The 25,534-nt window shown below is 63.2% G+C and carries 18 protein-coding genes; 6 read left to right on the top strand and 12 right to left on the bottom strand.

Annotation, left to right across the window (positions count from 1 at the left end; genetic code table 11):
- Positions 1–51 precede the first annotated feature (51 nt).
- The 4 genes from VHD36_16285 to VHD36_16270 form a co-directional block, all read right to left on the bottom strand.
- Positions 52–1,854, bottom strand: a complete 1,803-nt coding sequence (locus VHD36_16285; GenBank protein HVU88883.1) for a zf-TFIIB domain-containing protein — start codon at positions 1,852–1,854, stop codon at positions 52–54.
- 188 nt (positions 1,855–2,042) lie between these two features.
- On the bottom strand, positions 2,043–2,567 hold the full coding sequence (locus VHD36_16280) for a DUF1572 family protein (protein HVU88882.1): 525 nt from the start codon (positions 2,565–2,567) through the stop codon (positions 2,043–2,045).
- A gap of 27 nt (positions 2,568–2,594) precedes the next feature.
- Positions 2,595–4,094 carry a DUF1501 domain-containing protein gene (locus tag VHD36_16275; GenBank protein ID HVU88881.1) on the bottom strand — a complete coding sequence of 500 codons (1,500 nt, stop codon included), beginning with the start codon at positions 4,092–4,094 and terminating at the stop codon, positions 2,595–2,597.
- 6 nt (positions 4,095–4,100) lie between these two features.
- A complete protein-coding gene (locus tag VHD36_16270) occupies positions 4,101–6,971 on the bottom strand; it encodes a DUF1553 domain-containing protein (GenBank protein ID HVU88880.1) in 2,871 nt (956 codons plus the stop codon).
- Between the two features lie 352 nt (positions 6,972–7,323).
- Here VHD36_16270 and VHD36_16265 point away from each other — a divergent pair, with 352 nt between their 5' ends.
- Entirely contained in the window at positions 7,324–8,529 is a 1,206-nt protein-coding gene (locus tag VHD36_16265) for a glycosyltransferase family 4 protein (protein ID HVU88879.1), read from the top strand.
- Positions 8,530–8,572: 43 nt separating this feature from the next.
- On the opposite strand, the gene VHD36_16260 is transcribed toward VHD36_16265, so the two are convergent.
- Both VHD36_16260 and VHD36_16255 read right to left on the bottom strand, forming a co-directional pair.
- Positions 8,573–9,463: a hypothetical protein gene (locus tag VHD36_16260; GenBank protein HVU88878.1), complete on the bottom strand. Its 891-nt coding sequence runs from the start codon at positions 9,461–9,463 to the stop codon at positions 8,573–8,575.
- Between the two features lie 355 nt (positions 9,464–9,818).
- Positions 9,819–11,279: a Gfo/Idh/MocA family oxidoreductase gene (locus VHD36_16255; GenBank protein ID HVU88877.1), complete on the bottom strand. Its 1,461-nt coding sequence runs from the start codon at positions 11,277–11,279 to the stop codon at positions 9,819–9,821.
- 355 nt (positions 11,280–11,634) lie between these two features.
- On the opposite strand from VHD36_16255, the gene csrA reads away from it, so the two are divergent.
- The gene (gene csrA / locus VHD36_16250; protein ID HVU88876.1) at positions 11,635–11,847 is read left to right on the top strand and encodes a carbon storage regulator CsrA; all 213 of its coding nucleotides are present in this window, start codon (positions 11,635–11,637) and stop codon (positions 11,845–11,847) included.
- A 390-nt stretch (positions 11,848–12,237) separates the two neighbouring features.
- Positions 12,238–12,807 (top strand): hypothetical protein, encoded by a 570-nt coding sequence (locus VHD36_16245; GenBank protein ID HVU88875.1) that lies wholly within the window; start codon positions 12,238–12,240, stop codon positions 12,805–12,807.
- Between the two features lie 39 nt (positions 12,808–12,846).
- Here VHD36_16245 and VHD36_16240 read toward each other — a convergent pair whose 3' ends face one another.
- The gene (locus VHD36_16240; protein ID HVU88874.1) at positions 12,847–15,099 is read right to left on the bottom strand and encodes a penicillin acylase family protein; all 2,253 of its coding nucleotides are present in this window, start codon (positions 15,097–15,099) and stop codon (positions 12,847–12,849) included.
- A gap of 510 nt (positions 15,100–15,609) precedes the next feature.
- Between VHD36_16240 and VHD36_16235 the strand changes: the two genes are divergently transcribed.
- From VHD36_16235 to VHD36_16225, 3 genes are all read left to right on the top strand, one after another.
- Positions 15,610–16,641, top strand: coding sequence for an ROK family protein (locus VHD36_16235; protein HVU88873.1), 1,032 nt, complete (start codon positions 15,610–15,612; stop codon positions 16,639–16,641).
- Positions 16,642–16,741: 100 nt separating this feature from the next.
- Positions 16,742–18,559 carry a translation elongation factor 4 gene (gene lepA, locus VHD36_16230; protein HVU88872.1) on the top strand — a complete coding sequence of 606 codons (1,818 nt, stop codon included), beginning with the start codon at positions 16,742–16,744 and terminating at the stop codon, positions 18,557–18,559.
- A 136-nt stretch (positions 18,560–18,695) separates the two neighbouring features.
- Complete coding sequence (locus VHD36_16225) at positions 18,696–19,688, top strand: hypothetical protein (protein ID HVU88871.1); 993 nt, start codon at positions 18,696–18,698, stop codon at positions 19,686–19,688.
- A 9-nt stretch (positions 19,689–19,697) separates the two neighbouring features.
- Here VHD36_16225 and VHD36_16220 read toward each other — a convergent pair whose 3' ends face one another.
- From VHD36_16220 to VHD36_16200, 5 genes are all read right to left on the bottom strand, one after another.
- Positions 19,698–20,387, bottom strand: a complete 690-nt coding sequence (locus VHD36_16220) for an SGNH/GDSL hydrolase family protein (GenBank protein ID HVU88870.1) — start codon at positions 20,385–20,387, stop codon at positions 19,698–19,700.
- A 455-nt stretch (positions 20,388–20,842) separates the two neighbouring features.
- Entirely contained in the window at positions 20,843–21,970 is a 1,128-nt protein-coding gene (hemW, locus tag VHD36_16215; GenBank protein ID HVU88869.1) for a radical SAM family heme chaperone HemW, read from the bottom strand.
- A 225-nt stretch (positions 21,971–22,195) separates the two neighbouring features.
- The gene (locus tag VHD36_16210) at positions 22,196–22,975 is read right to left on the bottom strand and encodes a DUF2071 domain-containing protein (GenBank protein ID HVU88868.1); all 780 of its coding nucleotides are present in this window, start codon (positions 22,973–22,975) and stop codon (positions 22,196–22,198) included.
- A gap of 72 nt (positions 22,976–23,047) precedes the next feature.
- Positions 23,048–24,019 (bottom strand): lipid kinase YegS, encoded by a 972-nt coding sequence (yegS, locus tag VHD36_16205; GenBank protein HVU88867.1) that lies wholly within the window; start codon positions 24,017–24,019, stop codon positions 23,048–23,050.
- Positions 24,009–25,436 (bottom strand): NAD(P)-binding domain-containing protein, encoded by a 1,428-nt coding sequence (locus VHD36_16200; protein HVU88866.1) that lies wholly within the window; start codon positions 25,434–25,436, stop codon positions 24,009–24,011. Before VHD36_16200 ends, yegS begins: the two co-directional genes overlap by 11 nt.
- Positions 25,437–25,534 lie beyond the last annotated feature (98 nt).

The following is a 25,534-nucleotide window of genomic DNA, read 5'->3' as shown; positions in this document are numbered from 1 at the left end:
TGCCGGCAATCTTTTAAGTAACTGGCGCGGCAAGCAGTCACAGTCTGCACGTCACTGCGGCGTCACACGTTTTAGCGCTCGGGGCGAGGCGCGCTTGGACGGCTTCCTGACACCGTTCTCGCCGTCGGTTGCCATGCTGCCCGAACCGACGGCGGTCCCGCCGTGTTTCACGAGCTGTGCGTTCAGTTTTGCCAAGAGTCCGAGCTTGTCGAGTCGATTGAACTCGGCTGCCAGCTGCGCGCGCTGGCGGTCGGTCGTTTCCTTGGCTTGCAGGTAGCGATTGGCCTGCTCGCCGACGAATTCCTGCCCGGCCAGGTTCTGGACCTCGGCTTCACGTCCTTGCCACATTCGCGCCATCGTGGTCCAACTGGAACCCTTTTTCTGTAGCGACTCGGCGTCGACGATCAAGCGCGAGCGGTCGAGTAACTGGCTCTGCAGCGACGCCAGGTGATTGAGTAGCGCGACGTGCTGGAAGGCCCTGGAATCGTGCGACGCCCGGTTCTCCGGCGTATTGCCCGCCTCGCCGCTGAGCGTCGCAGCGGGTTCTTGCGGCGGGAGCGCCTGAGGCAACGCGCTCGGCGCTGAGCTAATGTCCGAAGCGCGCGGCACGGGCGCGGCGCCGTGTTGCTCGACCGGCGCGACCGGTTGCGGCGGTGCCACGGGCGCCGGCGGCGCGTTTTGTGGGCCGAGCTGTTTTGATTGTTCCACGGCGGCCAAGAGCGCGCGGCCGTCGGCCGTCTTCTTGAGCGCCTCGCCAAGTTTTCCGGTCCGGTCGCGGGTCAAAACTTCCGCCAGGGCATTAGCTATGATGGCAGGGACACCGGGAATCGTCCCGCATCGCATTGATTCCTGCTTTAACTCGGCTGCCTTCTGACGCATTCGTTCGGATAGGCCGGCGAATGTTTGGGGAAGCAGTGCGCCAGCAGCCTGGTCGTGCAGCTCGGTGAACTTTTGCTCCAAGTCGGTGGCATGGAGCAAAAGTTCGATATAGGCAGGCATCTGCGCTCGCGCCGACTCTACGTCGTGAACTTGGCGCAGTGTCTGCGTTAACTTTTCGGTTTCCTCGATCAGCTCTTCGGCAAGCCGCATCATTTCTCGCCCCCGGTCACCGCCGATCGCTGGCGCAAGGTGCTTGTCGAAATAAGGACGAACGTGATCGCGATAAAGTGCGGGCGCCGACATCGCAACCCAGACGAGCAGCAGCCCCAAAAGCGTGCCCGCCGCCACCAGAGCGGTTGACCAGGTCAAGAGCCAGTGAGGCGGACGGTTCCGGCGCGATGCGACATTCGTTTGGCCGGTGAGAAAAGGCGAAGCGGCGGGTGCCCTGGCTTCGGCCAGGTCGACGTTGTCGAGCGCGTCGATCAAGCTATCGGAGCTGCCGCCGAGCGCACGCCGGTCGAGGGAGTGGGGCGGCGTTTGATCCAGCCGAGCGCTCGCCGTATCGGCATACCGCTGCTGCCCGGCCGGAATGCGTTGCTGGGTGTGGCAAGAGGGGCAGGTCACGAGCCGGCCTGCGGACGCAATCGCGGCACTCATTTTGGTGCCGCAACTGCCGCAGAAGAATTTCACGCGCCCCTCGGGCGTGGTCTCTGGCTGCCGAGGCTTCTGCCCCGGCGTCTCGGTGGCGGCGCCGCGCGTGGGGCGCAAATGGGCCTGCCAATCGTCGAATGGAGGCTGCGCCGCAGCAGACTGCTGAGATGCGGCAGGCGCCATGTCGTCGCCTGTCGCCGATTCGTCCACGTCCGGAACGACCATCAAGCCGTGGCAACGCGGGCACTTGACGCATTCGCCCGCGTGCCGGTCCTGCAAGCGCAGGTCGGTCAGGCAATTTGGACACGTAAACGCAATCGTCATGAATGCCCCGGCCCTGAGCGTGCCACCCTCCGTACCCCACGTTAGTATGCCCGACCGAGAGGGGAAACGCAAAGCGAGACTTAAGGGGCCGGCCGGACTTAATGAAAGTCGCAAACCGTGCTGACTTTGCCTATTGAAAAACACTAAGCAGCGACGGGATTAATGTTTGGCAGCGGTCGCCAAAGCCGTCATTTAGCGGCGGGATTCGAAAACCTATAGTTATCCCCCAGGATGGATCGTGTCATGAAGACGATTTCCTGGGTGTGGCCGGTCATGTGCAGGAGCGTGTGAAGGATGACCCCGAGCACGTTTAAGTCGAAGCGTTGATTGATGCCCTCGTAGGAGCGCGGTTCGAGCAAACGCCCCGGCGACAAATTGACAAGGATGCCATCGCACTGGGCGACAACTTGTCGTAGTCGCTCGAGAAGCTCGTTGCGCGGGATCGGTCCGCGTTCGGCGAATTCCTGTGGACGGTTTCGCCGGCTCGACTCACCGCCAACGAGGCTCACGATTCGTTCGTGAAGGTTGCCCGTAATGTGCAATAGCAGGTTGCCGATGCTGTTTTGACTGTCACGGGGGCGCCACCAGATTTGCTCATCGTTCAGTTGGGCGGCGCAATGTTGCAGTAGCGCGTGCGCCGCCGCCAGGCGGTCGCGCGCCTCGGCAAGAAACGCCGCGCCTATCGCAAAATCGTCGATCGTAGCAGCGGTCATAGGTTTCGCCGCAAATGGGCTTCGCGATCAGGCCAGGATGTCGCTGATGACGTGGCCGTGAACATCGGTCAGGCGGCGATCGGCCCCATTGTGCGTGTAGGTCAACCGCGTGTGGTCCAAGCCCAACAGGTGCAGGATCGTGGCGTGAAAATCATAAATCGTCGTTGGCTTGTCGACGGCCCGATGGCCAAATTCATCGGTGGCACCGTGGCTGTAGGCGCGCTTCACGCCTGCGCCGGCCAGCCACGTCGTGAAGCCATCGGGATTGTGATCGCGCCCTTGTGCGCCCTGTTGGAACATAGGCATCCGGCCAAATTCCGTCGTCCATACGACGAGGGTGTCTTCGAGCATGCCGCGAGCTTTCATATCGCGCAGCAGCGCCGCGGCCGGTCGATCGAGGATCGGGCCGTGGCGATCGTAGTCGCTTTTGAGCTGCTTGTGACCGTCCCAGTTGCCGACCCCTTCGCCCATCGCGTACGAGCCGTTGAACAGTTGCACGAACCGCACGCCGCGTTCCAGCAGCCGGCGGGCCAGCAAGCAATTGCGCGCAAAGCCGGCCAGAAAAGGGTTGGCATCGTTCACGCCGTACATCTCGGCGGTCGCCGTGCTTTCGCGCGACAGGTCGCTCACCTCGGGCGCGCTGAGCTGTAGCCGGGCCGCGAGTTCGTAGCTGGCGATCCGTGCGGCCAGTTCGGTGTCGCCGGCGTGCTGGGCCAGGTGGCGATCGTTCAAGAATCGTGCAAAGTCGCACGACGCGACGTCGTCGCGCGCCGACAGACCGGGCGGGGTCGCCAAATGCGTGATCGGCTTATCGGCCGTGAAGCTCGTTCCCTGGAACACCGCCGGCAGAAAGCCGCTCGACCAGTTGGCCGGCCCCGTCTGCGGCACGCCGCGCGGATCGGGAATGGCCACGAAGGCGGGCAGGTTGTCGTTTTCGCTTCCCAGGGCGTAGCTCACCCAGGCGCCGATGCTGGGAAAACCCTCGATCGTGAAGCCGGTGCTCATCTGGTTTTCGCCCGGCCCGTGCGTGTTGCTCTTGGCCGTCATCGAGTGGATGAAGCACATGTCGTCGACTTGCTCGGCTAGGTTCGGCAACAAGTCCGAGACGTATTTGCCAGACTGACCGCGCGGGCGGAACGCATAAGGGCTCTTGGTCAAGTTGCCCGAGGGACCCTGGAAGGTGACCAGCTTGTCGAGGCCGGGGTGCGGCTGACCGTCGCGCTTGATCAGCTCGGGCTTGTAGTCCCAGGTATCGAGCTGGCTGCACGCTCCCGAGCAAAAGATCATCAGCACTTGCTTGGCGCGGGCGGGAGCATGCGCCGGTCGCGCGGCCAAGGGCGCGTCGGCCCGGATCGGCGCGGCTAGCGCGTTGCGCTCGTTCGTGGCCGCGAGCAAGCCGTGCTGCTCGAACAAGCTCGAAAGCGCGATCGCTCCCAGCCCGCCCGCGGCACTGCCGAGAAACGAGCGGCGATCGAGCAGGCCGCGGCCGGCGTGGGTCAATCGCGTGGCGTCAGTTGTGTTCGGCATAAGCGATCAATCCACGTAAAGGAATTCGCTCGCGTTGTAGAGGGCGCGACAAAGCGCTTGCAGGCCGTGCCCTTCGATCAATGCCACCGCACGCGCCGTCTCTGCGGGGTCCGGCGCGCGCGCGAAGGCTAGCTGGAACGCCCGCTGGGCCTGGGCTTGCGCATCGGCACCGGCTTCGCCAGCGACGCGCGCCGCGAACTCGCGCGCTTGTTCGACCATGAACGGACTGTTCAGCAAGTTGAGCGCTTGCATGGCGGTCGTTGACAGATTGCGGCGCGGCGTGACCTGGCTGGCGTCGGGGCAATCGAACACTCCGAACGTCGCGTCTTGCAACACGCGCGGCTTCAATTGATACACCATGCGACGCCATTCAGCCGGGCCGAACGATTGCTTCGCGATGTAGATGTGTACGTAACTATCGTCAGGCTCGAAGGGGTCGTAGCCGGGCCCTCCGCGCGACAGGTCGAGTTTCCCGCTCACGGCCAGGATCGCGTCGCGGATCGGTTCCGCTTCGAGCCGTCGCGGTCGGTAGCGCCACAGGAGGCGATTATCGGCATCGATCCCCGCGGCTTGTTCGTTCGCTGTGCCCGCTTGCCGATAAGTGGCCGAAAGCATGATGAGTCGGTGCATCGCCTTCAGGCTGCCGCCGCGCGCGAGAAACTCGCTCGCCAACCAATCGAGCAGGGCAGGGTGCGACGGACGGCCCCCATGAAAGCCGAAATTGCTGGGCGTGCTCACCAGCCCGTGACCAAAATGGTAATGCCACAAGCGGTTCACCAGCACGCGTGCCACGAGCGGATTCTGCGCGTCGCCTAGCCACCGTGCCAGCGCCAGCCGGCGCTCGCGCTCCGGCGCGTCGGCCGCCAACGCAAGCGACTGACCAACTGCCCGGATTGCGCCCGGGCTTACTTCTTCGCGTGGCTGCATCGGGTCGCCGCGGTGCAGACGATGGGTCGCCTTCGGCTCTTCGAACGTGCCGGCATAGATTTTGCGCATGCCCGCGGTTGGCAGCCGCGCGAGCCACTTGTCGCGGTCGGCGACAAGCGTCTTGAATTCCTCGGCGCGCTCGGTGGGAACGGTATCGGCGGTAATCGACTCCGGTTTCGCATCGGCCGCGTAGGGGCGTCGATCCTCGCTCGTGGCCACGGTTTGCCACTGGTCGGAGGCGACGGCCACTTCCACCTTGTACTTCGTGGGCAACCGGTCGGCGTACTTTCCTTCGCGATCGCGTGCCCAGGCGACGCGCGCGATCTCGACCGGCTCCGCCAGTTCGACCATCACCCAACCGGCGCCGCTCTCGGAGGAAATCCAGCTACGCCCGTTGCCGTATTGTCCATCGTTGACGTGTTCGAGCTTGTGCAGCGGCGAGGTGCCATTGGAGTACACGCCCGAGGCCGATGTCTTGGCCCCCGCCGAGGCCAAGGCCACGTTGCGCGGACTGGCCTCGGCCGTGTAAATCTCGAGCTCGTCAAGGCACGGTTCGAGGTTATTCGTCGCCTGCACGGTGAAACGCACGAACCGGGCTGGCACGGGCGAGAACCGATCGATATTGCCCGTGGCGTGTACCGGCGGACGTTGCGGTGTTGCAGTCGCCACTTGCGCGAGCGGCTCGAACTCGGCCAAGCGCCGCTCGATGGTGGCCAACTCGCGACGCACGTTCGGCTCGTCGCGCAACCGGTCTTCGTAGTCGACAGGCTTCAGCTCGCGCTCGCCATGGCGCACGCCGGCGAAGATCGCTTGCAGCGAGTAATAGTCGCGCTGCGAGATCGGATCGAACTTGTGATCGTGACAGCGGGCACAGCCGACGGTGAGACCCAGGAAGGTCGTGGCCGTCGTGCTGAGAATATCGTCGAGATCGTTGGCCCGCTGCTGCAACTGCCCCTCGATATTCTGGATCCCGACGACGTCGTGCGTGCCGCCGACCAGAAAGCCGGTGGCGGCGTCGGCGCCCACCTGGTCTCCCGCCAGTTGCTCAAGAATAAACTGCGCGTACGGCTTGTCTTCATTGAGTGCGTCGATCACGTAGTCGCGATAAGGCCAGGCCGTGCGGCGCGGCTTGTTGGTCTCGTAGCCGTCGGTTTCGCCAAAGCGCACGACGTCCAACCAGTGGCGTCCCCAGCGCTCGCCATAATGCGGCGAAGCCAGCAAACGATCGATCAGTTGCTCATAGGCGTCCGCCGACGTGTCGGCCAGGAACTGCTCGACTTCCTCGGGCGTGGGTGGCAGGCCCAACAGATCGAACTTTGCTCGCCGCAGCAGCGTGCGCCGATCGGCCGGTGGCGAGGGCTTTAGACCCGCGGCTGCCAAGCGCTCGTCGACGAAAGCATCAATTGGATTCCGCCCCCAATCGCCCCGCGCGCTGGGTACCGCCGGTCGCACGAGCGGCTGCAAGGACCACCAATCCAGGCCGGCACGCTTCTCGGTGGTGAATTCATACGGACTCAAGACGCGATTGTCGGGCCAGGTCGCGCCCGCGGCGATCCACGTTTTCAAGGCCGCGACCTCGCCCTCCGTCAAACGTGGTCCCTTGTCCTCGGGAGGCATCTCGCCATCGCGCACGCGAGCCAATAGCGGGCTCTCCTCAGGCTTGCCCGCGACGATCGCCGTGCCGCTTTCGCCGCCCGCCAGTGCGTGGTCGCGGCTGGTGAGGTTTAGTCCGCCCGCCGGGTCGGCGCCGGCATGGCATCCGAGGCAGCGCGATACGAGCAGCGGAGCGATTTCCTTCGCGAAGGTCGGAACCGCGGCCGCCGCGTTCGGTATGGACGCTGGCTCGTCAGCGGCCCGCAATCGCAGACTCAAAAGCGACCCGAGCAGCAAGGCGAGCAGCATCGCTTGCACTAGCTTGCGTCGCCGGCCGGGCGTGTCGGGACGGGCCATGCGGACCTCGGAGGCGGGATGCGTGCGGGGTTCCGGTCCGGCGTGGCCGCGACCGGGAGTTTGCTGGCGGCCGATGTCGCGCGGCGGCGGTGATTCGCCGGCCGGCTGCCACACAAGTTGGACCTACGAAATTCTAACAACGCCGCGAAGCAGGAACAATCTTTGCGCGTCGCGTCCCGGCGCTTGCGGATCAGGCGGGGCACTCACCGATTGCCGTTCCGTCAAAGCACTTAGCCCGTTATGATTCCGGCCCGCCATGCTGGCGCCGCGAGGTTTTCGCGCGCTCGAATCGGGAGCATCGGCCGGACCTTGCAGGCACAAGGGGCGGTCACGAACCCGGAGCCAACTTGCGATGCGGATTTGCCTGTATACCGAAACCGCGCTACCGAAAGTCGGCGGCCAGGAGCTGGTGATCGATGCCCTGGCGCGACAATATCTGGAGCTCGGGCACGAGCCGCTCGTTTTGGCGCCGCCGCCCAAACGGCGCCGCGTGAAGGCGCACGACGCGCAGCTTCCGTATCCCGTGCTGCGGCACCCGCGTTTTGTCTCGACGCGTTATTTCGTGGATTGGTATACGACCTTTCTGCGCCGCGCGTGGCGCCGCCATCGCTTCGACGTTTTGCACTGTCACGCAATTTATCCGTGCGCGTACCTGGCGGCGATCTGCAAAGACGACCTGGGCGTGCCCATCGTCATCACGAGTCATGGCGGCGATGTGAACGAGCACGGGCGCCGGCTAGCCAAGCGCGGCTTTCCGGCGCGCTACGCGCGCGGGCTGGCCGCGGCCGACGCCCTGGTCTCGATCAGCAAGTTCACCACGGCCGGCTACCAGCGGCTGTGCCCGACGGCGACGAACATCGAAGCGATTCCCAACGGCGTCCACTTGGCGCCCTTTGCCCGAGCCGCCGAGCGGCCGGAGACTTTGGACGCGCGCGTGTGCGCGAATGAGTACATGCTGTTTCTCGGTCGATTGAATCGGCGCAAGGGGGTCGACGTGCTGATCGACGCTCTGGCCCAACTTCCGGCGGGCGAGGATGCGACGCTCGTGATTGCCGGCGACGGCGACGAGCGCGCCACGCTCGAGACGCAATGCGCGGAGCTGGGCCTGGCGGATCGGGTGCATTTCGTGGGAGCGGTCGCCGGCGCGACGAAAGTGTGGCTCTTGCAAAACGCTCGTTTCGTCGTGATTCCCTCGCGCGACTGGGAGGCGTTTCCGCTGGTGGTGCTGGAAAGCTTTGCCGCCGGCAAACCAGTCGTGGGCACGATGATCGCCGGCCTGGCGGACTTGATCGAGCCTGCGCGCACGGGCTTACTCGTGCCGCCGGAATCTCCGCGAGCATTGGCCGGGGCGCTTGCCTCCCTGCTAAGCGATAACTCAGCGGTGCGCGCGATGGGCCGGCATGCGCGACACGTTGCAAGAGAGTTCGACTGGCGCAACGTTGCGAAACAGCATTTGCAGCTGTACCGGCGACTGTGCCATCTGCCGGAGGGCGAATCGCCTTCTACGGCGGCACACGTCACATCGCCGGAAGCGTTGCCCCTCGCGCAGAGTCGCTAAGCCGTTCTTTTCAGGCAACTGCGCCCAGCGCCGATCGAAGAACCTATCCGCGCTTGCGGCGCAAAAGTCCTGCTATCCCCATGCATGCCAACGTGGCGCCGGCGAGGATAAAAGTGCTCGGTTCGGGCAGGACGGTTACGGTTTCGTACGCCGAGGCGTTGAAAAAATTGGCGTGGATGTTGTAAATCGCATCCGGCTCAACGACAGTCGTCGAACTCAGAAAGGGCGTTAACCGCGTCAAGCCGCCTCCCCGAAGCGTGATCGTGTCCTGCTGCAAAGCGGCGTGGGAAACGGTGTCGTGCATGTCGTCGGTGATCTTATAAAAGTCGGCCGGTAATAAGGAAATGTTGCCATGGGCGGCTCCCGCCGATATGAAGTTCCCGGACGGGTGCGCCCCGCTGGGGTATTCCCATTTGACGTTGAAGGAGTTCGGGACGACCGAGCCCGGCGCGGGATAGATGAGCACCGGAACTTCATGAAAAATGGCGTCGAGCGGAAACGGGTTCAGCGTAAAGGTCGTGGGTGTGCTGGCATCGGCAATTGTCCACGTGCCCATGAATCGTGCCTGCAAGTCGGCAAAAGATAGATGGCTGACCGTTACAAACTTCGATGGGTCTAGAAGGGCGAATAGCTCCGCGGGGAACTGAGTGCCATCCGGCGCCTGGAGCGTCGCTTCAAGCGTGTGGGATTGAATGGAATAACCGACGCTGCCGTCAGGTTCCACGTCCTGATAGATATCCAGTTCAACATCCACAATCGGGGGCAGTGGTTGAGCTTGCGCCCACGAACAAAAGAGCGCAGCGGCCAGAGAGGCAGCTAGGATGAGAGCGACTTGCCGGACTGGCTTTAGCGAGGCTGCTGTCTGTCCTAAGTGATCATTCGTGCGGAAGTAGTCGTGCAGATTTGTAATCGGTCGTGGTTGATGCCAATACATTAGCTTGTGCCCCTAAGATTAAATAATTGGTGAATGCGAGATGTGGACGGCATCCTTGTGAAGGGATGCGTGAGCGCGAGGCGTATCAGACGCGGGACTGCGCTCGGCTTGCCGGGTGAGGATGCGCAACGTCGCAATCGTGTGCGGCGCTGGCTACCGGTCTAAGAGATCACTGGCGTGTTCCTGAGACGCGCGATTGAAAAGGCCTAAGGTAGTGGACCTGGAAATCGCAATTTCTCAGTAACAAAATAGTTCCAGCCGCCAATCCAGGCAAGCAAAAGCGTGCGACCTTTGCCGCGGCGCGCGCTGGCCCCTACCGGTGTGCGTATTGGCCGAGTCGCGCCTGCAGGCAGCTTCACGCCACCTTGTCCGGCACCGTGAACGGTGCGCGGTAGTTGCGGGTCAGCATCGCTACGGCGTCGGAATTGTTGGTGATCGTTTCCTTGGCCGCGTCGACGTCGAGCTTCCGGCCCAGGCGGTACTTCAGGCCTTCGAGCGGGATTGAGTTCGTCTTGGCCAGGTACTCCTCCATGCGGCCGAGCGTCTCGTACGCTTCGGCGTTGTCGCCGAAGGCCTTGGTCCGCGGCACGAAGGGGACTTCTTCGCCCAGCCGGTACGACATGTTGGCCAGGTGGCACAGGGCGCTCGAAAAATGCCCTTCGAGAATGTCGGCGTTCAGCTCGGCCTGGTTGCGGCTGCGCATGGCGGCGATGAAGTTCTGGAAATGACCGCCGCCCGGGCCACGCGGGGCGCTGGCAATCGCGACCGGTTCGGTGCTCCCCTTCGGGTAGAACTTGCCTTCGGTGACCAGGCCTCCTTCGCAGTGGAAGAAGTTGCCGATCTTTTCGCCGTGGTAGTCGGGCGTACGCAGGCCGCGCACCTCGAAGATCAACTGCGGGCCGCCGAAATCCATAATTGCAATTTGCGAGTTCGGCGTTTGCCCCTGGTCTTCATAGCCAAAACGGCCGCCGAGGCTGACCACGCTCTTGGGCAGCGTGGCGCCCGGGATGCCCCACCGAGCAATATCCATCTGGTGCACGCCCTGGTTGCCGATGTCGCCATTGCCGGTGTCCCAGAACCAGTGCCAGTTGTAGGGAACGAGGTTCTTGTGGTACGGCTGCTCGGGGGCGGGACCGAGCCACAGGTTGAAGTCCAACTGCGGCGGCGGATCCGAAGGCTGTTGGAACTTGATGCTGCCGCGCCCCTTGTAGCACAGAGCGCGGGATACCAAGAGCTTGCCGGCGGCGCCGCTCTTGATGAAATCGACGGCGCCGGCCCAGCCCGCGCTCGAGCGGCTTTGCGTGCCATGCTGCACGATGCGATTGTGCTTGCGCGCCGTTTCGACCGCGATGCGCCCTTCGTGAATGTTGTGGCTGCACGGCTTTTCGACGTATACGTCCTTGCCCGCCTGGCAGGCCCAGATGGTCATCAGCGAATGCCAATGATTGGGCGTGGCGATCGTGATGGCATCGACGTTCGGGTCGTCGAGGACTTCGCGAATGTCCTTGACCAGTTTGGGCGTGACGCCGGTCTTGTCTTTGATCGTGTCGGCCGGCACGGGTGAACCGGGAATGCGCGTGCCGAAGGCCCGTTCGTCCGGATCGACGAGGTACGTGATCTGGACGTTTTCCATGTTCGAGAATTGTTTGACGTGCTCGCGGCCGCGGCCGTTGAGACCCGCAATCGCGATGCGAATGGTGTCGTTGGCGCCCAGCACGCGCCCCGAGGCCTTCGTGCCCGCGATGGCAAAGGCCGACGTGCCGGCCGCGGCAGCCAGGGATTGCTTCAAGAACGTACGACGGCTGGAAGACGTCATGGCCGAGAACCTTTCATAAAGAAGGCGGGGGCGGCAAGGGCCGCCAACGGGTGTGCGCGTTTCGGTAGGGGCCGGAACCGTGTCTTCCGGGCCAGGCGGGTACCGAGCGGGCGGAGACGGTTCGGTACGGACGGCGGACTAAACCGTAGGCTACCCGCCCCTCCCCCGACTGGCAACTATTTCGCGGTTTCCGGCGCGCCAGGTGCTGTTTTTCCCGGGCCCTGGAGGGCACCCGCTAGCTTTCACCAAATACTCGCCGCGGGCTCACGATCGGCTCATCCAGGCCCGCTATCGTGCCCCCGACGGCGCAAGACCGCGCCGGTGGTCCCTGTCAAAGTCTTGAAGGGAGGAGACCATGCTCGTGCTGACGAGAAAATCCGGGGAAGCCATTCGGATTGGCGAAACGGTAACGATTACCGTGGTTCAGCTCAGCCGCAATCGGGTGCGCATCGGCGTTGCCGCTCCGGGCGAGGTCGCGGTCCACCGCGGCGAGATCTACGATCGCATTCAGCAAGGTCTGTTGGCCGAATCGAGCGCGCCGGCCGGTGCCGCGCCTGCCTGCCGATAAGGCGTCCACGCCGCCGCAGTCGCGGGCGAAGCAGCTTACGCCCTCGCTCGTGCGTAAAACCTGCGGCGTGGGAGTGGGAAAGCAACTCCGGGACGCGATCCGCGCGGCTGCACGAGAGACTGCTTCACGAATCGTCGCGAGTGTCGGCTGGCGCTACGTCAGCCCTTTACACATGGCTCTTTGCTAGCGGGCGTTTTTTTCGGCGACTTTGCCGATCGTGCGGGTTGCGCGGCCTCGCTGTTACGGTCGTAGTGGTGCATTCGCCCCACGAGTCGCGCGAACGCTGCACGCAAGCGAGCGAATCTCTTGATCGCTTTGCAAGAGCTGTTAAATTCAAAGTTCAAGGCACGCGATCAGCATCTCTAGAGCGCAGGCTGGGTCATCCACACTATGGCCGAAGTCCCCCTTTCACGACCGGACGACGTCGAACACCTGTTGCGCAATGCACAGCTGCGCGATGAGCTGGAACCGTTTCTCGACGACTCGATCAGTCAGCTCAACGTCGGTGAGCTGCCGACGCGCGTCGAGAACGAATACCTGGCCAGCATGCTGGCCTGGGAGCGGGCACCGGTGTTGCCGATTTGCGAGTGGTTCGAGCCGAAGCTCGAGCTGCCTCGCCCCGACACCCTCACCGACGAGCAGTTGCACGACCTGTTGTGGGACACGATCCAAAGGTTGTACGACAAGCGGATCGTGCTGGACTTTACGGATCACTTATCCGATCGGCAGCTTTATTGCCTGATCTACCGCGACATCCTGCCATCGCCTGAGAAGAAGCTGGACCGGGCGGACAATTATCTGCACTGGGACTGCGCCGATGCCGGCGGTGATCCCGAGGTATGGCTGCGTTATTACGCGAGCGAAGAGGATCGCCGCGGCTGGAAGGAATCGGGCTCGGGACCGCTGCCGCCGAGTGCTCCGCTGCCCTACCCGCGACAACTTCCGCGCCGGCCGTTGTAAGGGCGCTGCTGCGGAAGCGCCGCTCAACGCGCGCAGATGTTATTTCGGCTTGCGGGCCGTTTCGGTTGCCGACTCGCCGGGATGATAGGGGCGCCGGCAAGCCGCCTTTACGTCGTCCCAGTAGAACAGGTGCGGCTTCGTTTTGCATTCGCTCAAGAGCTTTGCCTGGTCGAAATAGTGGGGCGAGTTCGGATCGCCGCTGGCGCCAAACTGCACCAGCGTGCCGCCCGTGATCTTGTCGCCGAACTCGAACACGCCCAGGTACGTCAATCCCACGACGCCGTAGTGCTTCTTGAGCGACTTGACGAAGGGGATCTGGATCGTGGGCGTGTAGTATTGCGTGAAGACCACGCCCATCGGCCCGTGCGAACCGATGCACGGCAGGCTGGGGAGCGCGTCGTCGAAGGGAATATCGATCAGCTCGGCGACGTTGGCGTGCCGTTGAATGCGATAGATATCACCGTAGGCGACTTTCCAATTGCCGTACGTTGTCTGCAGCTTCGAAGCCGCTTGCACGAGCGCCGTCAACTGCAGCGCCACGTTTCCCCGATAGGCGGGCTTCAGCGTTTCGCCGGGATAGTTGCCGCCGTACAGCTCTTCGTACCACTCGACGCACAACGGGGCCTGCGTCGATTCGAGCGTCACGCGGTAATCCCAGTCCAGCAGGTGCGCCAGATACGGCGCCACGCGTTCGGCGATTTGTGGATCCGTGGTTTTCAGTTGTTCCAGGGCTCGCTCGTAGCGGGGCAGCTCGACCTGCGCCCAGTACAGCGTGGTATCAAAGGCGGCGCGCTCCAGGTCGCCGAGCGTTACGTCGTGCATGCTGCGTAGCAATTGCCGCGATATCTTGGCGCGCCGCTTATCGTCGTTCTGATCTTCGGCGAGATAGATCGGGAAATCGCCAAGCGAAGCGTTTCCTTCGTCGGTCACGGTGAAGGGGCTGGAGTTGCAGTTTTGCACGAAGCCCGATTTCGGATTCAACACCTGCGGCAGATCGTCGATCGTGTGATAGCCTTGCCAATCGGTGCGCGGATCGCTGCCGTCGACCGGCTGGCTCCAATGGAATTGCGGGTCGCGCCGCGGAACGATGCCGTTGTACAGGTAAAAGATGTCCCCGTGCCGATCGGCGTAAATCGCGTTCATGATCGGGAAATTCAGGGTCCCCATGCCGCGGCGGAAATCCTGCACGTTCTTGGCCCGCATCAACATGCTCATCTGCCGCAAGAGCATGGCGTCGTACAGCTTGCCGATTTGCGCGGTGAGTTGAATCTTTCCTTCCTTGGCCACCACCGGCCCGTGATGCGTCTTGCGGAAAATGTAGGTCTTGTCTTTGAGCGTCGTCCCTTGCCGTACGCGCAAGGTTTCCTGCCATTCGGTGGCGCGCCGATAGCCGTCGCCGTAGCGGTACTTGAGCGGGTCTTGCGGATCGTCGAACGTCTCGCGCCACACGTCGGCGATGTCGGGTTCGTTGACCGTGAAGCTCCAGCCGGCATGCTCGTTGTGGCCAATCGTCGGTAGCGGGCTGCCGTAGAACGTTGCACCGCTGAAATTCCAGCCGTCACCGCTGCGCAAATGCGCCTCGAGCAACTGGCCGAATCCGAACCACGGCTGGTGCGGATTGGCCATCAACATGGCGTGGCCGTTCTTGGTGCGGCTGGGAGCAATCGCCCAGGCGTTCGAGCCGACGGCCGCCGAGATCGAGGGCGCTGTGCGCGGCATGAAGTTATTCGTCAGCCGCGTGTAGCGAAAGCACATTTCCAGCGTCAGATGCCGGCCAAAAGCCAACACGTGCCACGGCTCGAATTTCGTGATCAGCCGCGGTTTTACCTCGGGATGCGTGGCCAGGTAGTAATTCAAGCCGGCAACGAACGATTCGCAGATCATTTTCACGTCGGGCTCGAGCTGGTCGTACTCGGCGAGCGACCGCGGCACGATTTCAAACGCGTGGTTGAGCAAGTCGGAATTCAGCCCCTTGGGACCAAGCACCTCGGCATAGCGCCCGAGAGCCAGGATGTATGTGTCCTCGATCTGCCAGAAGAAGTCCTCCGCCTGGGCGTAGGCAAAGCCGAAGACGGTGGCGGCGTCGTTGGCGCCGTCGATGTGCGGCGTGCCGTAGCCGTCGCGATAGATCAACACTTTGCCGGCCAGCTGCGCGGGATCCGTCGAAGGACCGGTCGCCTCGGCGCCGGCCACGTTGCTCGCCAAGAGCGCCAGGCAGGCAAAGAATCGCAGTAGCGCTGCGAGGCGACGGGTCGAGCGATGTCGGTGCGTTGCACTGGACGAGAATCTCATGACCAAACCCTCTGGCAAACGATGGAAAAACACGCCTGGCCGTCAGCAGCGACGAGCGTGCGAAAACCCAGAATTGAAAACGCTCTGATCGCTTGCCCGCGAAAAGAGAGCGAGGGAGGCAGCGCGGCCGTGATCGAAGCTATCGATGAGAAGGGGCAAGCTGCGGCAGATCGACCGGATCGTCTTTTCTGCTTCACCATCCGTGCGCAGCTCCTGTCGCCTTGGCGAGCGCCCCCCTGCGCCCGACGACTGCCAAGAGCCTAACAAACGAAGGCAATAGTGCCTAGCTGCGGCATTTTCGCGCGATTCGTCGCATGGTTTCCGCGTTGCCGCGGGATGGTGTTTTTACCTGGCGCACCGTTTGCATCGGCACTGGGGAGCACCTGCGATTGCCACCCTGCGGGGCAAAACCTATACTTCTTTCGGCCGAGCCTGCCGTGACGCCACTCCCCGCCGATCCCGGCTGGTCGCCTGTCCGACCGGTCTTACCTGGTCGCCTCGCTTCTCCCAATGTCCCAGTCCAAGTTCATTCCGGTTGACCAGGCTCAGGCGCCTCTGTTCGTGGGGGTGGATTTAGGGGGAACCAGCATTAAGGTTGGCGTGGTCGATGACCTTGGTCGGCCGCTATCGTGGCTTAGCGTCGCGACCGAGGCCGAAAAAGGACCCGAGGATGGCGCCCGGCGGATGGGGGCCGCGGTTCATGAAGCGATCGCCAAGGCCGGGGCGCGACGCGACCAGGTGGCGCGCGTCGGCCTCGGTTCACCGGGGACCATGGATATTCCGGCGGGTCTGCTTTTGGATCCGCCGAACCTGGCGGGCTGGACCGATTTTCCGATCCGCGATCGATTGTCGGCGCATGCCAACCTGCCGGTCAGTTTCGAAAACGACGCGAACGCCGCCGCTTACGGAGAGTTCTGGGTGGGCAGTGGTCGCACACTGCGCAGCATGGTCATGTTCACTTTGGGCACCGGCATCGGTTGTGGCATTGTCGTGGACAATCTCGTATTGCGCGGAGAGCACAGCCACGGCGCTGAATGCGGACACATCATTATCGATTGCCGGCCGGACGCGCCGATCTGCTCGTGCGGCCAGCGCGGCCATCTGGAAGCTTTTTGCAGCGCCAAGGGAGTGGTCCGCCGCGTGAACGAGGCGCTCGGCGAAGGACGCACTAGTTCCCTGAACGCGCTGGGCAATGAACCGATGACACCGCTCGCACTGGCCGAGGCGGCCGAGGCCGGCGACGAGCTGGCCCTGGAACTTGTCCTGGAGACGGCCCGCTACCTGGCCGTGGGTGTGGTCAATTTATTGCACACGATCGACCCCAACGGAGTCGTGCTGGGCGGGGCGATGACTTTTGGCGGCCACGATCGTCCCTTGGGCAAGAGCTTTCTGGAAACCGTGCGGGCCGAAGTTCGCCGCCGCGCGTTTCCCGTCCTCGCCGAAAAGACCACGATCGACTTCGCCTCGCTGGGAGGGGATGCTGGATTCATCGGCGCCGCGGGCGTCGCGCGGCAGGAGCACTTGCGCGGCGCTCGGACATGACGGCATGAGAGGGCAGTTCCTCGACGATTGGCGATACGCCGGCCGCGATTCGCTTCATCGACAAGCACCAATACACACAATCGTTCAGGGATGAACAGGGATGGCCACGTTGGCAAAGCTCGACTGTAAACACATCCGCAACTTTTCGATCATCGCCCACATCGATCACGGCAAGAGTACGCTTGCCGATCGATTGCTGGAGGTGACGGGTACCGTCGCCAAGCGCGAGCTGCGCGAGCAAACGCTCGACGACATGGAGCTCGAGCGCCAACGCGGCATCACGATCAAGGCTCGCGCCGTCGCGATGCGCTTTCGTCACAATGGCGAGACGTATGAACTGAACCTGATCGACACGCCGGGCCACGTCGACTTCCAATACGAGGTCTCTCGCAGCCTGGCCTGCTGCGAGGGGGCGCTGTTGCTGGTGGACGCTTGCCAGGGAGTCGAAGCACAAACCGTGGCCAATGCCTTGGCTGCCATGGCCAGCGATCTGTCGATCGTGCCAGTGCTCAACAAAATCGACCTGATCAACGCCCGGCCCGACGATGTCATGCAAGAGATGGAAACCGTGCTGGGCATCGACGCGGCCGAGGTTTTGCCGGCCAGCGGCAAGACAGGGCAGGGGGTCGAGGCGGTGTTGGCCGCCGTCGTCGAGCGCATTCCGCCCCCCGACGGTGACCCGCAAGCGCCGCTGCAAGCGATGGTCTTCGACTCGCACTACGACGAGTTTCGCGGCGCCATCACCTACGTCCGCTTGATGAACGGCACCGTCCGCAAGGGGCAAAAGATCCGCTTCATCAAGACGGGCTACGTCCACGAGGTGCTGGAGCTGGGCCAATTCGTGCCGCAGCGCCGCTCGTGCGACGAGTTGCAGGCCGGTCAGGTGGGCTACTTGATCTGCAATATCAAGGCCCTCAATCAGGTACACATCGGCGACACCGTGACCACGGCCGCCGAGCCGATGGCCGCGGCGCTGCCCGGTTATCAAGAACCGAAGCGAATGGTCTTTTGCGGCTTGTACCCGTCGGACGGGCAGGATTTCGAAGAGCTGCGCGACGCACTCACGAAACTGAGCATCAACGACCCCAGCTTCGAGTTCGAGCCCGAGACGAGCGACGCGCTGGGCTTCGGATTTCGTTGCGGCTTTCTGGGGCTGTTGCACATGGAGATCGTGCAGCAGCGGCTCGAAGGGGAAGCGAATCTGGACCTGGTGCAAACGGCGCCGAATGTCACCTACGAGATCCTCACGAAGAATGGCGAAACCCTGCGGATCTACAACCCGCAAAAGGTTCCCGATGCCGGTGAGATCGAAGAGTTTCGCCAGCCGATCGTGCGCGTCAGCTTCGTGCTACCCAGCGAAGTCATCGGCCCGGTCATGCAACTCTGCAATGATCGCCGCGGCATTTACGTCCGCACCGAATATCTGTCGCCGACCCGCGCGATGCTGGTCTATGACTTGCCGCTGGCCGAAGTGATCTACGATATGCACGACAAGCTGAAGAGCTGCACGCGCGGCTACGGCACGATGGATTACGAGCTATTGGGTTATTACCCGGCCGACCTGGTAAGAATGGATATCCTGGTCGGCGGCAACCGCGTCGACGCACTCTCGATCATTTGCGATCGCAAAGATGCCGACCGGCGGGGCAGGGCAGTGGTCAAGAAATTGCGCGGCGAGATCGACCGGCATATGTTCGAAGTCGCGATTCAGGCCGCCATCGGCAGCCGGATCATCGCGCGGGAGACGATTTCGGCGATGCGCAAAAACGTGACCGCCAAGTGCTACGGCGGTGATATTACCCGTAAGCGCAAGTTGTGGGCCAAGCAGCGCGAAGGAAAGAAGCGGATGAAATCGGTGGGCAGCGTCGACATCCCACAGAAGGCATTTCTAGCCGTGCTCGATACGAGCGGCGAGTAGCTGACACGCGACGAGGGCGGCGCCTATTTCGCCGCGGCGGAGCATGCGACATCGGGGCTTGCCTGACCCGCGGACCAGGCCACGGCGAAATGCCGGTTTCCGTTCGTGTTGCTTATCATCCCTGACGGCGGCATGTTTGTTTCTTCTTGTGATCGCATGCACGTCGATCACAGCACGGGCCGCGGAACCAGCTCCGAATTCACCGAAGTTCTTGTGCGAATGGGGCGGCCAAGGCGCTAGCGAGGGGGAGTTCAACTTTCCGATCGGCATCGCTATCAATCGTGCCGACGAAGTTTTTGTCACCGATTTCTATAACGCCCGCGTGCAGAAGTTCTCGAGCGACGGCAAGTTCCTGACCGCGTTCCCGGTTTCAGCCTTCCCGGGCGGAATGGCCTTCGACCGCGAAGAGAACCTGTACATCGCGCACGCCGGCATTCCGCCCTCGCGTTATGAAGAAGCGCGGAAGCGCGACAAGATTGCCGTTTTCACCACGGCCGGTGAGCCGCTGCGCGAATGGGGCAAATTCGGCCAGGGGGATGGCGAGTTTGACATGCCGGGCGGGCTGGCCATCAGTCGCGACGACCGCGTTTACGTCGCCGACCAGTGCAATCGCCGTGTTCAGGTTTTCGACACGCAGGGAAAGTTCCTTACGAAATGGGGACGCAAGGGATTCGAGCACGGCGAATTCGGCGGCAACCCCCACCCGAAGGCATTCTTCGCCGGCCCCACGTTCGTGGCCGTCGACGAGCAGGGGAACGTCTACACGACCGAGGCCGTGCTGGGCCGCGTGCAGAAATTCAGCCCGAACGGCAAGTTCCTAGACGCCTGGGGTGATAACGAGGTTGCGCCGGGCAAATTCGGCGGGTTCTTTGGCGCCTTCGAGCAAAAGAATATGCAGGGGCCGACGGGCCTCGCCTTCGACACCAAGGGGCGACTATGGGTCAACGCGATCGGCGGCCGCATCCAGCGTTTCACAGCCGATGGCGCCTACCAGGTTGGCTTCGGCGAGGAGGGAACGAAGTCCGGCCAGTTCTACGCCCCGCACGGCATAGGCATCGACAGCCACGGCTGCCTGTACGTCGTCGACGCGTTCAACCACCGCATTCAGAAATTCGCCGCCACGCCGTAGGCGAGGACTTCATTTCTCTGCGGCCTTGTAAGCTGCGTTGACAATCGGTCCCACGATCTCGTTCCAGATCGCATAGCCTGCGTCGTTCATGTGCAGGTTGTCGGCGCGCAATAGTTCGGGGCGTGGCCCGCCATCGGCGGCTGTCATACGGGTGCGCGTGTCGATATAGCCAAGGCGCGGATCGGACTTGGTGAACTGTTCGATCAGCGTGTTGACCTGCTTCATCTTGTCGTCGAGTTTTTGTCTGGCAACCGTGGGAAACAATGACACGAAGTAGATCTTCGTCTGGGGCAGGGCGACGTGTACTTTCTTCACGAGCGCCTGAAAATCGTCGGCTACCTGCTCGGGCGATTTGCCCGCGGCAATGTCGTTTCCTCCGGCGTACACGACCACAACGCGTGGCCGATAGGGGATGATGATGCGATCGGCAAAGTAGGCCGAATCGGCCATGTGCGACCCGCCGAAGCCGCGATTCACGCACGGCAAATCAGGCAGCCCCTTTTTCAGGTCCCACAGTCGGATCGAGGAGCTACCGATAAAGACGATTCCCTCCTGGGCCGGCGCTGATTGCTTGTCCTGTTCCTCGAAGGCCGCGATGGCCTTTCCCCAGCGTTCGGCACTTGGGTCGGCCGCAAGCGCGGCCGTTGTAAGCAGCAAGGCAACAAGCGTTGCCACGGGACCGGGATTTAAGTATTTCATGACGGCTCGATATCGAAAGGGCAGGGGAGTGAGTGCGGCGGATTGGCCCCAATCGTACAACCCCGACCAGCAGAAAGCGAGTCGCCTGATATTGGGTGGTGGGTGGTTAGTGTGTGCGCGCGAGGGGCGTCATTGAGGTTGTGTGGTGCCAATTGGGAGTGGTGCATCCGACAGAATCCGTGTCCAGGATTTCTGTTTCTGCTCCTAACCCGCGCGTTGCGAACTCGCTCTCCCTCCGGGAGACGGCCGGGGTGAGGGGCTCGGCAATCAGCGTCGACCTCGAATGTCCCTCACCCTAATCCTCTCCCGGAGGGAGAGGGGACCTTTCGCTCGGCCAATACGACACACGCTAGTTTCCCACGACGTGATATCGCGACTCTACAGCCGGGGCCTGTGACCGCGATAGCCGCACGATCAATCCCGGCCTCGCAGAGGCCGGCCACAGAAGAAACTTTTCAGCGCCGCAAAAGTTTCGACCACAGGGCGTCGCTCACGAGCAGCCCCGCGCGCGAAAGCCGCAACGTGCGGCCGTCGTCTTCGATCAATCCGTGCGCCGTAAAATCAGTGAGCGACGCGCCGCCGAGCGCACCGATGGAATAGCCAAAGCGGGCGGCGAATTCGTCGCGGGCGATTCCCTCGCGCCTGCGCAAAGCCAGCACCAGCCCCTCACGGGCCCGATCTTCGGGTGAAAGCGTTTCCGATTCGGCCACCGGCGACTCGCCGGCCAGCACGCGTTTGATCCAGGTCGTCGTGCTGCGGTGATTCATTTCGCGGCGGCCGCCGACGTAGCGTGCCGCGCCCGGCCCCGCGGCGTAATATTCTTCGCCCGCCCAATAGACTTCGTTGTGCCGGCAGCGGTGGCCGGGCCTGGCGAAGTTCGAGACTTCATAATGTTCGAAGCCCGCTCCGGTCAGCGTATCGATGGCGGTCAGGTACATGTCGCGTTCCAACTCCTCGTCGGCAGATCGCAATTCACCTCGCGCGCGGCGGCCCCAAAAGGTCGTGCCGCGTTCGAACGTCAAGCCGTAGGTCGAAACGTGGTCCGGCGCGAGCGCCATGGCCTGAGCCAGATCATCTTGCCAGCCGGCGAGCGTCTCACCAGGAGCCGCGAAGATCAAATCGAGCGATACTTGTACGTTGGCCGCCCGCAGATCTTCGACCGCGGCGCGAATGGTGTCGGGCCCGTGGTCGCGTTCCAGCACTTTTAGCTTGTCGGTGTTGAACGATTGCGCGCCGAGGCTGACGCGGGTTACGCCATGTTCGACCAGGCCCCCGACGATTTCAGGCGAGATATCAGCCGGGTTGGCCTCGACCGAGAATTCGCCTCCGCCCGCCAGCGCGAACCAGCGACGGATGATTGCCAGTAGTTTGCCCAGCGCCGGCGGCGGCAAATGCGTCGGCGTGCCGCCGCCTATAAACAGCGTGTCGACCGCGCGCGGTGTCTCTAGAACGGACAGCTCGCGCTCGATCGCGGCCAGGAACTGCTCGATCAGATCATCGCGGCCGGCCACGACCGTGAAATTGCAATACCCGCAATGATGCCGGCAGAACGGGACGTGAATGTAAGCGGCGCGAGGGGGCATTCGAGGCAGGTCAGCTCGACAAAGTACGAAGCAGACGAATGCTCCATCTTAGTCGATGCGAGGGGAATAGCTTACGTCACGGCCGCGCGCCGCCAGGAGAACTGCAAAGTCGAGATTCTGCGCGCGTATCTTCTGTAGCCGGCCTCTGTGAGGCCGGGATTTCACGTGCGGCTTCCGGCCACAGACCCCGGCTGCAGGCTTTGCAGTTCTCCTGCGCGCGCCGCTTCACACGCGACGCAGCGGGAACACTTCCACCTCGACGCCGGGGCAATACGCGGCGTGGCAGGGCAGGGGGGCACCGAAAATCCCGTTGGCGGGAAGCAGCGTTTGCCGACAGGCCAGCAGGCTCGCCTCGTGAATCACGTACGGCGCGTGGTGCACGATGCCTTGGTAGAGTGGCCCGTCGCCGGCTTGCGAGTACAGGATGTAGCGATCGAGCAAGAAATGTTCGAGCGTGCCCGGCAATGTGCGGCCCGGCGGCAGCGGGCGGTCGCGTTCATCGGCGCCCAGGAGCGGGCCGATCTCGGCCACGAGTTGTGCGCCGGCCCGGCGGCCGCCGCCGCGGCGGGCCGCTTCGTAATGCGCCACGGCGCCGGTGACGCGCACGTTCATCGCCGTGCGGTGATAGTTCAAGCCCCACCACCAGCGAGCCACGCGCACAGCCAGAGAGTTCGTGGCGTCGAGGCTGAAGAACCACACGCCCGGATCGCGACCGCGGTAATGGACGTAGGTGCGGACGTTGATTTCGTTGAATGCGCTCACGCCTGGCAGTGCGGGAAACCACCACGGCCGCAGGCCAGAAATCGAAAACGGCACCAGGCCGACCCAGGCACTACCGTCGAACGTGTCGAGCGTCACGCCGCGCGGCAGCAGCGGTGCTACAACGTCTGGCTCGACGCGCCAATGCACGAACAGCAGATCATGCCAATGGTGATAGCCCGCCAGGCGTCCGCCAGGGCGCTCGGCGGGCGCGGCACGATCCATTTCCTCGACAATCGTCGCCATGGTTGGCCCCCTTCCGTGTTTGCATCGCCGTGTGGACGTCTGCGGTGGTGTAACCGCAGAGAAAGCGGCGAATTAACCGCGCGGCGAAAGGGCCTGATCTGCGCGCACTAAGGGCGCGTCCGCGGGCAGATAACACGAGATGGCCTGTGGCGCCATTTCGAAGTGAAAGTTTTCGGCCTGCAAGGGCTCGCCGTCAAGATTCATGGCCAGCCCGGCCGTAGAAGATATCTCGACCCAGGGGACCTGCCGATAGATCACGCTTTGATAATTCGTGTGGGGCGGCGGCGACAGCAATTCACGCAGCAGGTCGAGTGCCTGATCATAGGGAACGTCGGGCACGATCATCAGATCCAAAAGTCCGTCGTTGAGTAGCGCGTGCTCGCACATCTGAAAGCCGCCGCCCGCCTGCCGCCCGTTACCGACGGCGAACACGTACGTGGCGCCTTGCCACTCGAAGTCGGGCGCGCGGACTCGAATCGTCCGCGCCTGCAGCCGGCCGATTGACACCACGCCGGAAACCAAATAGGCCACGCGCCCCAACAGGCGTTTCACTTCCGGCGGAGTTTCGACCGTGACCTGGGTGCCAAAACCACCCGTGGCGACATTCACGAAGGTCCGCCCGTTGACGCGGCCCGCGTCGATCGGCGTCGCCACGCCCTCGGCCACGTTCAGTAGCGCTTCGGTCAGGTCATCGGTCGGTACGCCGCAGCCGCGGGCAAAGTCGTTGGCTGTGCCCATCGGGACGATGCCGAGCGCCGGGAGCCGGTTGGGTGGCGAACTCGATTGTGAAAGACCGACGAGGCCTGAGACGACTTCGTTGATCGTGCCATCGCCGCCAGCGGCGACGACGCCGTCGGCACTCGCGATGGCGGCAGCGCCGACCAAACTCGCCGCGTCGCCTGCTTCCCAGGTTACGCTGACGCACACTTGATGCCCACGCTCGCGCACCACGCGCACCGCTTCGCGGAGGCGCGGATCGCCGGCGATTTTGCCGTTGGCGATAACGTGCAGCGTGCGCGGCTGGGATCGGGAGCTATCTGCCATCGGCCGTGGGTTGCCTCGTTCCGCGTGGCAACTCGGAATGCGGGGCGGGTACGCTCGAAGCGGGTGCTCCGGCAGCGTCGGCGCGCGCACGCGCTGCGATGGGCAAGCGGTTGCCATTGGCCGCGGCCCGTCGCGCCCCGGCGTTCATCTCGCGCTTGAGGTGCGCCATGAAAGCGTCGAAATCGACCTGCATCGTGTGCCGTTTTGATTTCACGTAGCGGCGGAACATGGCCTGGCGATCGGTTTCGATCGCTTTCTGCATGGCGTCGGCCGTGGGAAGCGCATAACGCCCGCACAGGTATTCACCGGCCAGGCACGCCTGCTTCTCGGTCGCGGGAAAGATCGCGCCCAGCGGCTGGAACAGCCCCATGAAGAACAGGTTATCGATCTCGGGCTTGAAGATCCGCAAATACAAAGGCAGATCGTTGTCGGGCGCGGAGATGAAGTCTTCGTCGAAGAACGGAAACGACACCTTATAGCCCGTGCAGTAAATGATGGCATCGACCGGTTCGCTCGAGCCGTCGACGAAGCGGACGCGTTTTCCCTCCAAGGCCGCGATGTTGGGCTTGGGGACGATGTCGCCGTGGGCGATGCGGTCGAGGATCACGCTCGACACGCTCGGGTGCGCCTCGAAAAGCTTGTGATCGGGCTTGGGCAGCCCATAATCCTCCATGCGACCGACCTGCAATCGCAAGAGCGGCGCAAGGAACTTCCGGCCCAGCCACCACGGCAGCCAGGGTATGACCCACTTGTCGGCGGGGCGACCGAGCAGGTACTTCGGGATGATGTGGGCTCCGCGCCGGGCGGCGAGGAACACCTTGTTCGCCACATAGCTGCACTCGACCGAGATATCCATGGCGCTATTGCCCATGCCGAGAATGAGCACGTTCTTGCCGCGGAAGTCCTCGGCGTCGCGATAATAGTGCGAGTGGATCGCCGCGCCATCGAAGGTGCCGGGAAAAGCCGGCTCGGGCCAGCGCGGATCCCAATGATGCCCGTTGCAGACGAACAGCGCGTCGTACCGTCGCTCTTCGCCGGTCGACAAGCGCACGCGCCACAGTCCATCGGGATCGCGCGTGGCATGCTCCACGCCGGTGTTGAAGGTCACGCGCTTGCGCACGCCGAAATGGTCGGCATAACTGCGAAAGTAAGCGAGTACCTGCGTGTGATGGGCGTAGTTCGGGTAGTTTTCCGGCATCGGAAAGTCGGAGTACTGCATCCGCGACTTCGACGTGTCGATGTGCAACAACCGATAGGCGCTACTGACCTGGTTGGGATTGTTGAAGTACCAGTTGCCGCCGACGTCGTCGCTGCGGTCGAAACAGTCGAAGGGCAAACCGCGTTCGAGCAGTGCCTTGGCAGTCGTAATGCCGCTCGAACCCGCGCCGATGATGCATGAATACGGAAGTTGGCTCATGAGATCACCACCTGAGTTCATCAACCGAGTGTGCTACTGGCAGCTTGTCGACCAGTGCCTGCGGCGTGTACTTCACTGGTGGGCAAGCCACCCGTGGC

The organism is Pirellulales bacterium, assembly GCA_035546535.1.
Classification (GTDB): Bacteria; Planctomycetota; Planctomycetia; order Pirellulales; family JACPPG01; genus JACPPG01.
Note: the sequence above shows the minus strand (reverse complement) of the source record. Positions and strands in the feature narration are given on the sequence as shown.